Origin of the sequence: Candidatus Albibeggiatoa sp. nov. BB20, from assembly GCA_016744725.1 — a bacterium.
Lineage (GTDB): Bacteria > Pseudomonadota > Gammaproteobacteria > Beggiatoales > Beggiatoaceae > Albibeggiatoa.
In genome coordinates this window covers 23,900-35,442 of record JADGDW010000020.1, presented here as the reverse complement: position 1 = coordinate 35,442, position 11,543 = coordinate 23,900, and the positions used below count along the sequence as shown (strand labels likewise).

Here is an 11,543-nt window from a genome sequence, read left to right as displayed (position 1 = left end):
AATAGGCGCAATCGTCAACATCCAAACCAGTACAGGCAATTACGATTTTATTCTGGGTAGTGGCGGCAAATCAGGTTATACCTACCGCTTACAAAATAACGAATTAGGTATCATTATCTTCTACTGCTCTCGTTACAAAAAAATTGAAGTTGAGCCAATGGCTTTGAATGATGATTTATCCGATTTCTCCAGCGATACCGAGCCTCATTCTCATCTCAAAATAGAATGCTCACCGCATCTACTCTGCACTTCAACACCTAATGAAATACAAACCATGCTTGACAGCTTCGCCAATGTTTTTTTAAATAACTGGGAATACTTAGGCGTGTCAGCTCACCTATGCGTTGATGTCATGGGCTGGGATATACCACCAGACTTTGAACAACGTCTAGTTTGTCGCTCCAAAAGAAACTATCGCCATTCAGGGATACAAAAAATAGAACTTCAGACAGGGGAAATTGCAGTCACTTATAACCGCACTGAAACAATCACCTATGGCTCTGCAGCATTTACCCAATTCACCATTTACGACAAAACACTACAGGCAACCAAAACTGACAAACTTGACTTTTGGGAAGAAATTTGGCAATCAAACTCAGAAATACCAGAATTGCCCTCCCCATATCAACGTGGTGAACAAGTACGCCGTTTTGAGTTACGCTTTCACCATCGTGTTATAGACCAATTCAGTGCCTATTTAGCCCAAAACCCTAGCGATTATGGAGAGCCTGAAATAAAATCCTATGCACAACTCCACTATTGGATACCAAGCCTTTGGCTCTATGGTATGACCTCATACCGTCTTCAATACACATCATCTTACATTGACCCTATGTGGACAATACTTATGCAGCAAGTCAATTGGGGTGTGTCCCAAGTAAAACTTCTTAAGCGGGAGTACGGCTTATCAAAGAAGGACTATAACCCCTCCATCGACCGACTCGTAGCACTCTATCTTGGCTGTGTCGTATCACTTTATTCAAGAAAAGGCTACCGTGCTCATGAAGTCATGCGCGAGCTTATGAAACAAGGAATATGGCGGGATATAGAATCTTTTTACGAACAACGTTCTAAAATATGGCAATATGATTGGGACTATCAAGAATTAGGTCTGCACATAGAACTTGATTTAGAAGACAGAATAAATAAACGGCGGTTGGCAGGTAACGCCCTTTACTAATGACAACAAACTGTCAACCAACGAGTTAAAAACCAAGGTTCCCCAGTTAAATTAAACTGAAATTTGTTATTTGTAAGAGAATTGATAAAATACATAACTAATTGAATATTAAATATATTAAAATAAAAAATTATTATTGTTTCTGGCTTTTTTCAAATTAACTCAATGAATCTGTTTAATATAAAAGTAAAAAAGCCCTGCTATAGAATAACAAGGCTTTTTTTGTGTCCTCAAGTAAAGAACACCATTAGAGAATCAGATTTATTCTGACAATCTAAAATTATTTAGCTACTTTAGCTGGAATATATTCAGCAGCACCTTTTACGCTATTTTCGTACCATGCTGCGAATTGGTTTTTAGCGTCAGCCATCATGTCTAAGCTAGTGCGAGCGTTACTCATAGCAATTTTGTTTGCTTCTTGAGCAAATTGGTTTTGAACTGCCAAAATGTCTTGTAAACGTTTAGCTTCAGTTAATTTACTAGCGTGTTGGCTAGCATTTTCCATGTAGTTGCTAACAGTGTCAACTTGATGCTGAGTTAAGCCTTTGAAAAAAGCATTGTTAAGTTCAGCAAATTTTTTAGCAGTATCTAAAGATTGTTGACCTGCTTTTGAAAATTGTTCCATGAATTGAGCTTGCATAATAAGACCCTTAAGTAAAAGTTTTAAGAAAATACGACTAAAATGAATTCTGTTTTCAACAGCAATCTAAGGCTGTTTCTTATGTTGCGCTGCAACATAATGTTGCATTGCACAATAATATATTCAATATACCTTGTCAATACTTTTTTTAGGAAAATTTAAAAAAACAAGTAAAAACATAGTACTTAATATAGGGGGTCTGTTATAGTGAACCGCCTTGATAACAATACTTTACAATTTCAGGAGGATATATGAGAAGGCTTTATTTAAGTTTCATCATGGCTGGATTAAGTTTATTGGCAATCAATGCTTGGGCTGAGACCATGGTTGAAGTACGCAATGCTCAAGGACAGACTCAACAAGTTTATATCAGTGCCGATTATGCACGAATGCAAATTACCTCGACCAATCAAGCGCCACAAGGTTATCGTTTAATAGATTTAAAAATGCAAAAAATTTATATGGTAAACCCAGAAAAGAAACGTTACTTTGACCCCAGCATCATGCGTTTAAATTCGAATCAACGCCAACCACCACGTCAGGCAATGCCAAATATGCCGACGTTTCGCGGACAAAATGTACTACCACCGTCTGCTTCTGTTCATGCAGAATTAGTCAAAGTGGAAGATGAAAATATTGAGATTGCAGGCTATCCAACCGAGCATTATCAAGTCATTGCAAATGGTGAATTGTGTTCAAATGACTACTTTTCTAAACAAGCTGCAGAAACAGGACATATTGCACAATTTGATAAAACCATGCACACCATTAAAAAAGCACAAAAAGCCAATACGCCTAAAGTGCCACAGCAACAACACCCTTGTGCACAAGCATACCAAGACTTAGAACTGCAAATGAAAGCATTAGGAATGAGAATGAAGAGTGTGTATGCAACGGGACAATTAGCAGGAAAAATACGTAACGAAGTGGTAATGATTAAAACTGATGCGTCAGTGACAGAAAATTTCTTTTCATTGAAAGGCTTTACGCCATTGAGTGTGCAGGAAATACAACAAATGATGCAGCCGCGTCGCCGCTAGAATCTATCAGGGAGTGCAAAAGAGCATCAGATCACTTGCACTCCAGCCATGATTACTATTTCATCGATAGGAGATAATGGATTTTTAAAGGGATGTGGCTTTATTTTTTGTCATCGATCAAATCAGACTACAAAAATACAGCTTAATCTTTCGTTTCTTCTTGATCTATATCTGAACCTATATCTGACCATAGTTTTTCAAGCTGATAAAAATCACGCACTGTTGGTAGCATCACATGCACTACGACATCACCCAAATCGACTAAAGCCCATTCTCCAATGTCAAGGCCTTCGCTGCCTATAGCACGTACACCATTCTTTTTAGCTTCTTCTTCTACATTCCGCGCAATGGAACTGACTTGCCGAGTAGATGTACCACTGGCAATAACCATAATATCAGTAACGGAACTCATTTCTCGAACATCTAAGACTTTAATATCTTGAGCCTTTAGGTCTTCTAAAGCGAGGTTCACAATTTCAAGTAGTTGTTCTGGCTGCATAGGACTCCAAAATTAACGATAAAGTTGATGGGTATTAATCACATTTAAAACAGGTCGTGGCAGTAAATAACGAGGATTTCGACCCGTGGCGAGTAAACCGCGAATTTGTGTTGCTGAAATAGTCAAAGGAGGAATATCTTCAATATAAATTTTACCAGCGGCTCTAATCTGTAATTCATCAAGGGTTTTTGCTCGATTTAAATCTAAAAAACCGCGCATAATATGAGTCATTGGTAATAATTTCCCCGGTCTTCTGACCAGCAAAATATGTGCATAGTTCAGCAACTGTTCCCAACAATGCCAGCTATGCAAATTCATAAATGCATCCATTCCTAAAATCATATAAACAGGGCGAGAATCTTCTTCCTCTCGGATACTTTTTAAGGTGTCTACCATATAGGAAGGACCCGAGCGCATTAATTCACGGTCGTCAGCAATAATACCTTGTAAACCATCAATCGCAGCACGTACCATTTCTAGCCGCAATTCAGCGGTTACTGTTGGAGATTCTCGATGTGGAGGATTTGCCGAAGGAATCAAACGGACTTCAGCAAGATTAAGACGTTCATATAATTCTAAAGCTAAACGTAAGTGACCGTGGTGAATGGGGTCGAATGTCCCACCTAATAAGCCAATTGGTTTTTGTTGTAAATGCCCTGTCATACGGTGATATGTTCTGTAATTTCAGTAATGTTTATTCTAACAAAAGCAGTGTAATAGGTAGGTACTATTCTAGCACAGCTATTCTGAAAAAGATTGTTATTCGATTTTTTCAATCAGCCCAAGATCACCCATTATGGGCAGCGTATTTTTAATTAATGTTGCCTCTCTATACTCATATTCAGGAAAGTGCTATAAATATGCTCAATTTCATTGTAACAACCGAGAATGTTATGTTTACCCAAAAATATTATAGGCTGCTGCTTGGTTTGGGTTTTCTGTTACTGCCTTTACATCTACTGGCTGAGCAGCAACAAATTAGCCTTGAATCGATGTGTAACTCAAAACCACCATATTTTAACTATAATTTTACCCAACAGGAGTTAGATAGTTTACTAAAACAGCTTTTACCTTTGCATCGAGAATGGCTAAAAGAGTCAAAAAATTTAGAACAAGCAGGTGAACTGATTGATTATCAAGATCGTCGGCGGATTAATCTATGTGGTGCAAATCTACAAGGTTTGAATTTATCACGCAAAAATTTATCAATGGCTAATCTAATGTATGCTGAGTTACAAAATGCGAATTTAACCGCCAGTAATTTAAGTCGTATTTGGCTAGATGGTGCATCGTTACAAAAGGCTCAACTTATCAAAGCGAACTTAAGCCAAGCTTACTTATATAATGTAGTGTTTGAAGAAGCAAACTTGGTACGCGCCAATCTAACCGAGGCTGAAGCATCCAATGTTAATTTTACAGGGGCTGAATTAGTTGAAGCGAACTTAAGCAAGGCGATTTTACACGAAGCTAATTTGACTCGAGCTAACTTATTTTATGCTATTTTATCCGATAGTGATTTTAGCAATGCAAATCTAAGTGAATCAACATTTTACCCCAAAGTGAATTCATATCCTGACCCTCTCAGTCTCGTGCCGACCTTTCATCATAGAGATGAATTATTCAAGGATGTACAATATTATGATACCCATGCAGGCAGCCCTGTATTGGCTTCATTACGGGCGGCTTATCGTAAAAGTGGGATGCGTGAAACAGAGCGGATTATCACCAACTTGCTACAATTACAAATCCAAGAACAAAATTGGAAACAAGGTGGTTGGGAACGAGTGGGCAGTGTACTCAGTTATATTTTGTTTAATTTAACCTCAGCGTATGGCTTAGAACCACAGCGACCTTTGTCATTATTGGTTGATTCAATCCTGTTATTTGCTTTTATTTACTGGATAGCCCTACGCATAGATTCCAAACATAATTATTTTGAGGTGGTTTGGGAATCCAATGTTTTAACCAGTAGTGGGCGCAGAGGAATTAAAAAAGGCGGACATGGTTTAGATGCCTATCACCCATTGCGTTTTAAACGTTGTTGTGGAGATTCTTGGTTTAAACAGCTTTTATTAGAATTTAAAATGCTCAGAATTTCTCTGTATTTTAGCGTGTTGTCAGCATTTCATATTGGCTGGAAGCAATACAATGTTGGGGTTTGGATTAAACAATTACAGCCTAGAGAATTTTCATTACGGGTGCGCAAAGGTTGGATGCGTTCAATCAGTGGGTTTCAGTCTTTGTTAAGTATTTACTTAATGGTGATTTGGATACTGACTCAATTTGGAAGGCCTTTTGATTAATAGAATGTTTTTTTGGACTGGTAGCTTTTGAGTAAACTGCCAGTCATTCTGAATAAAAATAGTTCCAATGTTCTCAGCTTTAATTAAGATTAAAACTCATCCCAATCACTATCATCACCGTCGTCATTAAGCGTTGTCGCTACTTTTTCTGGTTTAGGCGGAGGTTCTGCTGATTCTGTATTAGAAATTTGTTTTTCTTCATAATTCTTGGCATTGGCAGATTTAAACTCAAGCAATTGTTCACGCAAAGACTCCGCCTGACTGAGCATGTTATCACTATTTTGAGTCGCCTCTTCGACTAGCAAGGCATTTTGCTGCGTCATCTCATCCATTTTTGAGACTGCTTTATTAATCTGAGTAATCCCTGCATATTGTTCCTGACTGGCAGCGGCAATTTCTGCAATAATATCATTGACTTTTTTCACAGCGACCACAATTTTTTCCAAGGTTGCACCAGACTGATTGACCAATTCAGTCCCATCATCAACCCGTTGCACGCTATTTTTAATCAAATTTTTGATTTCTTTTGCAGCCGTTGCACTGCGTTGCGCAAGGTTACGTACTTCAGTTGCAACCACCGCAAACCCTCGACCCTGTTCACCCGCCCGCGCTGCCTCAACCGCCGCATTCAGAGCTAATAAATTAGTTTGAAACGCAATTTCATCAATAACCGTAATAATCGCGGACACCTGTTCGCTACTTTCACTAATTTCTTTCATGGCTAAAATAGCAGCATTAATCACCGCGCCACCCCGTTCTGCTTTCTCACGTGCGCTGATGGCCAATTGGGTTGACTGCTCTGCATTATCGGCATTTTGTTGGATAGTGCTGGTCATTTGTTCCATGCTGGCAACGGTTTGCTCTAAAAAGGCCGCTTGTTCTTCAGTACGACGACTTAAACTTTCATTACCGCGTGAAATCTGTTCAGACGATATTTGTACCGAATCAGAAGCCTGTTTAATCACGCCCATGGTTTTAGTCAAGCGTTCCACTGTCTCATCAGCCTCTTCCACACGAGTGCGTAATTGGGTTTGCATTGTGACCAAGGCATTCATTAATTTGCCTGTTTCTTCTTTGCTATTCACTTCAATATGGGTATTTAAATTACCTTCAGCAATTGAGTTGGCAATATCCACAGCGGTGCGCAATGAGTTAATAATCATCCGTCCGATAAACCAGCTAAAAATTGCCACGATAGCGGCAAAAATCGCAATAATAATAATGCCATTGGTAATGGTAGTTTGATAAGCTTGGTTAGCTGAACGGTAGACATTGGCACTGTCTTCTACTTTGCCTTGTAGCCATATACTTAAATCATCGGATAACTGGTTAAATTGCTCTTGCTCAGAACCGCTAACATTAATAAAAGCTGCTTCTCTATAACCTGCAATTACTTGTTCAGTGGTATATCTAACCAGAATTTTATATTGTTCCCAGCTTTCACGTAATTTTAAAAACGCAGGCTTAGTCGTTTGGCTGACAAAAGTTTCCCAATCATCAAAAGTGTTATCAATTTGTTGTATCAATACAATTTGACGCTGTTGTAATTCAGTTTTGGAAGTCTGATCTGGCGAGGTGACAAGTAATAATGATAGCTGGCGAACATCATTTAATGGATTACCAATTTCCCGAGTGGCTTGTTCAATTTTAATTGTAGTTTCGTAGACTTGCTTAACATCTGTGAATGTCATATATACATTTTGCAAACCATATATCCCTAGGCTAACTAATGCCAGAATAGAAAATCCAGATAGTAAGAAAAATTTAAAAGTGATACTCAAGTTTTTCATAAGAAAGGCGCTCTCAAAATTAGTTTTTATATATGATGGCAACAGGTTTTTTTAAGCGTTCAGAATAATCACCACGCCGTATAGAAGGATGCTGTGTGGTTAATTCAATTTCCCACAACGGAACGGAAGCCATTTTATAAGGGGTATAAATCACTTCTTTGTTGACTGCAAACACTTTATTGGGTGTCGGTACAAAAAGCATGTATGCATTGTCATTAGCCCGTTGCATGATATTTTTAACCACACTTAAGTAACCGGGTTCACCCACGGCGATTTTAAACATGTCTTCGATATAACTATCCATAACAGGGTCTGGAAATACTGTGCTCCACACATTGTGCGTACGATAGACAAAAAAGGCGGTCCAAGGGTGAAAGAAAAACCAATCATCATTACCCCAGATTAACAAATCCCAATCCACTGTATTCTGTCGGGCATTAGTGGATAGGAGTTCCCGAAAAATCACGGTTTCAGTATTAGTGACATTTAAATCCAGTGTTACCCCAACTTTGCTTAACTGGTATTGAATCCCACGCCATAAAAATAAAAAGCGTTCTTGGGTCAGCACTTTCAATGTTAAGCCGTTAAGAATTGATTTAAGCCGTTCTTGTTCTTCAGGTGCATAAGGATTGCTATATTCATCATAAGGCTTAATCGATTGGGAGGCTTCTTGAACCCCAGGGAAATTGGGTGAAGCTAAGGTTGATGAAATTTGGGCTTCATCTTCATAAACAAAATACAGTAGATATTTTCGGTTTAACGCTTGATTTAGAGCTAAACGCACTTTTTTTTCTAATAATTTAGGATTGCCGTTACGCATATTAATATGGATTGCATAACTTGCTGTTGAAGGTGAAATTAGTAATTTAGCATGAGGAGACAGCATTGTTTCTACTTTGTTTTCAAAGGCAATCGGCGTAATATCTAATACATTTTCTTTATATAAAACATCATTTTTAGCTTGTACACTATCATATTCAGTATAAACCGTGATTCTTTCAATTTTAGGATAATTACTGTCCCAATAATTGCGGTTAGCCACCAGCTCAGCTTTAGGGGTTTTGCGATCACCTTCAATATAGCCTTCAGTCAAAATATAAGGGCCAATACCATAAGGACCAGGTTCTGCTAAATTTGGACAGGTTGCTTTACCATTCCAACCAAATTTTTCTAAATAAGCTTGAGTATAAAATTGTACCCAAACTAAATCATTTAAGAATACGCCATATTTTTGAGTCAGATGAAAGCGAACTGTAAAATCGTCTACTTTTTCCACATAATCGAATACTTCATGCATTTTGCTATAAAGAAACGGTTTTTTCTTAAAATAGTCCATATTTAGCAAAACCATATTTGCATCAAAAGGAGTGCCATCTTGGAATTCGACTCCTTGACGTAATTTAAACTCATAAACAGTATCACTGATTTTTTGATGACTGACTGCTAAATCATATTTCCAGCCTCTTTCATTATTTGCTGGACGGAATAAAGCACCATTAATTGCATGAGAAACATAGAGATAAGGTAGGCTTGGAATGTATAACTTAAGGTGTGAACCGGGACTGAGTTGAGGGGCTGCACGTCTTTCACTATCATCATAACGCAACGTCATTGGGTCATGATTTTGAAGTGAAATATCACCATAACAGTTAAATGCAAGTGAATAGCTTAAAAATATCCAAAATAAGCGCATAACACCTTCCTTATAGTTATAGAAAATAATTCTAACTTGTGAGTAAATAAAAAGATAGCTTATAGAACGCTTTGCACAAGCCTATAGCAACTAATGGATAATGGAACAAAAATCATTTTCAAAATGACGCAGAGCGTCAAAGCTGAGTTACCACGCTGAGCGTAGTGATTAGTCATAATTATTTGAAAAAAATGTTTTTTCTTGTTCTCTCGTTCCAACGGTCTCCGCTGGAATGTAGCTTAGACGCTCTGCGTCTTAATGGTGAAAATATTATATATTGTAGATGTCAAATCGGTTCTATAGTGCTTTTGGTGACGATATTAAAATCACAAAAATGTGACTACATAAAGTATATTCTACTCTTTTCAGTTCATTTTGACCTATGGTACAAAGTGCTCTAAATTAAATATTGTCTTATTTTTAGTAAGGATACAAAAATGAATATTTGGGTTGATGCCGATGCTTGCCCTGCGGTGATTAAAGAAATTTTATTCCGAGCTGCACAACGTACACAAATACCAACAACGTTGATTGCTAATCATTTTATGAAAATACCTCCTTCTCGTTATATCTCATTTGTGCAAGTCGCATCAGGTTTTGACATCGCAGATAATGAAATTGTAAAACGACTCAGTGCAGGTGATATTGTGATTACAGGTGATATTCCACTGGCAGCAGAAGTGATTGAAAAAGGTGGGCTGGCTTTGAATCCTCGTGGGGAATTGTATACCACTGAAAATATTAAAGCCCGTTTAACCATGCGTGATTTTATGGAAACTATGCGTTCCAGTGGCATTATGACAGGAGGACCTGACCCACTGAATCAAATGGATAGAAAGGCATTTGCAGACCAATTGGATCGCTTGTTAGCACAGCACACTTGATAATGTATGAGCACTACCAAGCGGCAGAGGACGGACACGGCTGAATAATGAAATCACTTATAGATTACTTCCCAATACAAAAACTGGAAAATATTTGCCCTAATAAATCATCAGCCGTAAATTCCCCTGTAATTTCGCTTAATGCCTGCTGAGCCAAACGCAACTCCTCTGCTAACAGCTCGTTTTGATATGTCAGCAAATGGGTTAAACCTGTATCTAATGTGGTCTGAGCTTGTTGTAAAGCATCTAAATGCCTGCGCCGTGCTAAAAAACTGCCTTCAGTATTATTTTGCAGACCCATTTTCTGTTTCAATAGCTGGCGTAGTTCTGTTATTCCCTCATTGGTTTTCGCAGATAAATATAAGACACCATTATTACTTAAACCCGCTTGATGCCCGCTAATATCCACTTTATTCCGAATCACAAGTGGGGTTGATGGAATATCAGTGAGTAGATTTTCATGAGTATGATCGTCAGGGTAACGGTCATCTAGCAATAAAATCACTAAATCGGCTTCTTGTAACGCTTGTTTAGTGCGCTTAATTCCCTCTTGCTCAACTAAATCAGTCGTTTCTCGCAAACCCGCAGTATCGATAATATGCAATGGCATTCCATCCAAATCGATTTGATCGCGGACGATATCCCGTGTTGTGCCTGCTATTGGAGTTACAATCGCAGTTTCACGTCCAGCCAAACAATTTAATAAACTGGATTTACCCACGTTAGGCTCACCAACTAACGCAATGTGCATTCCTTCTTTGAGTAAAAATCCCTGCTGAGCTTTATTTAAAATTGCATCAATATCTATTTGTAATTGTTCGATTTTACCTTGTACTTTACCATCTGCTAACAAGTCAATTTCTTCTTCTACAAAATCAATACCTGCTTCAATATAAGTCCGTAACCAAATTAAACGTTCAACCAACTGATGAATCTGTTGTGAAAACTCACCTTGTAAAGAACGTAATGCACAACGTGCGGCTTGCACTGAAGAGCTTTCAATTAAATCAGCAATCGCCTCGGCTTGGGCAAGATCAATTTTGCCATTTAAAAAGGCTCTTTCAGTAAACTCTCCTGGATTTGCCAAACGCACACCTAAGGCCAAAACCGCTTTAAGCAATAAATCTATCACCACAACACCGCCATGCCCTTGTAATTCCAATACATCTTCACCTGTGTAGGAATGTGGTGCAACAAAATAAATGGCTAAACCTTGGTCAATGACCTCATTTTCGGTATTTTTAAATGTTGTAAACAATGCACTACGAGGCTTTGGCAATGAGCCAATAATCATTTTTGCAATTTCAGGAACACGCGAACCTGATACCCGCACAATCCCCACACCGCCTTGACCAATTGGTGTTGCAATCGCTGCAATGGTATCTGTTAATTCAACTTCATCACTCATGAACAAAAATCCTTACTTATGCTAAAAGGTTTTAATAATCAATTGACTCAAACAATAAGCTAAAGTCTTAAAATCAAAATATACCAACTCACTTTACGTAAATAAA

General features: G+C 38.1%; 10 protein-coding genes. 4 read left to right on the top strand and 6 right to left on the bottom strand.

What is annotated here, in order from left to right:
* Window positions 1-1,180: phage replication initiation factor (locus ABXH34_RS03965; protein ID WP_353570569.1), on the top strand; the 1,180-nt coding region annotated here is incomplete at its 5' end.
* Window positions 1,181-1,460: 280 nt separating this feature from the next.
* Here ABXH34_RS03965 and ABXH34_RS03960 read toward each other — a convergent pair.
* A complete protein-coding gene (locus ABXH34_RS03960) occupies window positions 1,461-1,820 on the bottom strand; it encodes a phasin family protein (protein WP_353570568.1) in 360 nt (119 codons plus the stop codon).
* Window positions 1,821-2,071: 251 nt separating this feature from the next.
* Between ABXH34_RS03960 and ABXH34_RS03955 the strand changes: the two genes are divergently transcribed.
* On the top strand, window positions 2,072-2,860 hold the full coding sequence (locus ABXH34_RS03955) for a hypothetical protein (RefSeq protein ID WP_353570567.1): 789 nt from the start codon (window positions 2,072-2,074) through the stop codon (window positions 2,858-2,860).
* A 142-nt stretch (window positions 2,861-3,002) separates the two neighbouring features.
* On the opposite strand, the gene rsfS is transcribed toward ABXH34_RS03955, so the two are convergent.
* Window positions 3,003-3,359, bottom strand: a complete 357-nt coding sequence (gene rsfS / locus ABXH34_RS03950; RefSeq protein WP_353570566.1) for a ribosome silencing factor — start codon at window positions 3,357-3,359, stop codon at window positions 3,003-3,005.
* Window positions 3,360-3,371: 12 nt separating this feature from the next.
* Window positions 3,372-4,022, bottom strand: coding sequence for a nicotinate-nucleotide adenylyltransferase (gene nadD, locus ABXH34_RS03945; protein ID WP_353570565.1), 651 nt, complete (start codon window positions 4,020-4,022; stop codon window positions 3,372-3,374).
* A gap of 197 nt (window positions 4,023-4,219) precedes the next feature.
* Here nadD and ABXH34_RS03940 point away from each other — a divergent pair, with 197 nt between their 5' ends.
* A complete protein-coding gene (locus ABXH34_RS03940; protein WP_353570564.1) occupies window positions 4,220-5,662 on the top strand; it encodes a pentapeptide repeat-containing protein in 1,443 nt (480 codons plus the stop codon).
* A gap of 89 nt (window positions 5,663-5,751) precedes the next feature.
* On the opposite strand, the gene ABXH34_RS03935 is transcribed toward ABXH34_RS03940, so the two are convergent.
* Together ABXH34_RS03935 and ABXH34_RS03930 are read right to left on the bottom strand one after the other, a co-directional pair.
* On the bottom strand, window positions 5,752-7,452 hold the full coding sequence (locus tag ABXH34_RS03935; protein WP_353570563.1) for a methyl-accepting chemotaxis protein: 1,701 nt from the start codon (window positions 7,450-7,452) through the stop codon (window positions 5,752-5,754).
* Window positions 7,453-7,471: 19 nt separating this feature from the next.
* On the bottom strand, window positions 7,472-9,145 hold the full coding sequence (locus ABXH34_RS03930) for an ABC transporter substrate-binding protein (RefSeq protein ID WP_353570562.1): 1,674 nt from the start codon (window positions 9,143-9,145) through the stop codon (window positions 7,472-7,474).
* A gap of 437 nt (window positions 9,146-9,582) precedes the next feature.
* Between ABXH34_RS03930 and ABXH34_RS03925 the strand changes: the two genes are divergently transcribed.
* The gene (locus tag ABXH34_RS03925) at window positions 9,583-10,029 is read left to right on the top strand and encodes a YaiI/YqxD family protein (protein WP_353570561.1); all 447 of its coding nucleotides are present in this window, start codon (window positions 9,583-9,585) and stop codon (window positions 10,027-10,029) included.
* A gap of 64 nt (window positions 10,030-10,093) precedes the next feature.
* Here the strand turns inward: ABXH34_RS03925 and mnmE are convergent, their stop codons facing one another.
* Window positions 10,094-11,437: a tRNA uridine-5-carboxymethylaminomethyl(34) synthesis GTPase MnmE gene (gene mnmE / locus ABXH34_RS03920; protein ID WP_353570560.1), complete on the bottom strand. Its 1,344-nt coding sequence runs from the start codon at window positions 11,435-11,437 to the stop codon at window positions 10,094-10,096.
* Between the last annotated feature and the right edge of the window lie 106 nt (window positions 11,438-11,543).

Excerpts from the sequence above, each read along its gene's own strand:
- ABXH34_RS03960 (WP_353570568.1), bottom strand. The coding sequence starts at position 1,820 with ATGCAAGCTCAATTCATGGAACAATTTTCAAAAGCAGGTCAACAATCT.
- ABXH34_RS03955 (WP_353570567.1), top strand. The coding sequence starts at position 2,072 with ATGAGAAGGCTTTATTTAAGTTTCATCATGGCTGGATTAAGTTTATTG.
- nadD (WP_353570565.1), bottom strand. The coding sequence starts at position 4,022 with ATGACAGGGCATTTACAACAAAAACCAATTGGCTTATTAGGTGGGACA.
- ABXH34_RS03935 (WP_353570563.1), bottom strand. The coding sequence starts at position 7,452 with ATGAAAAACTTGAGTATCACTTTTAAATTTTTCTTACTATCTGGATTT.
- mnmE (WP_353570560.1), bottom strand. The coding sequence starts at position 11,437 with ATGAGTGATGAAGTTGAATTAACAGATACCATTGCAGCGATTGCAACA.
- ABXH34_RS03925 (WP_353570561.1), top strand. The coding sequence starts at position 9,583 with ATGAATATTTGGGTTGATGCCGATGCTTGCCCTGCGGTGATTAAAGAA.
- ABXH34_RS03940 (WP_353570564.1), top strand. The coding sequence starts at position 4,220 with ATGCTCAATTTCATTGTAACAACCGAGAATGTTATGTTTACCCAAAAA.
- rsfS (WP_353570566.1), bottom strand. The coding sequence starts at position 3,359 with ATGCAGCCAGAACAACTACTTGAAATTGTGAACCTCGCTTTAGAAGAC.
- ABXH34_RS03930 (WP_353570562.1), bottom strand. The coding sequence starts at position 9,145 with ATGCGCTTATTTTGGATATTTTTAAGCTATTCACTTGCATTTAACTGT.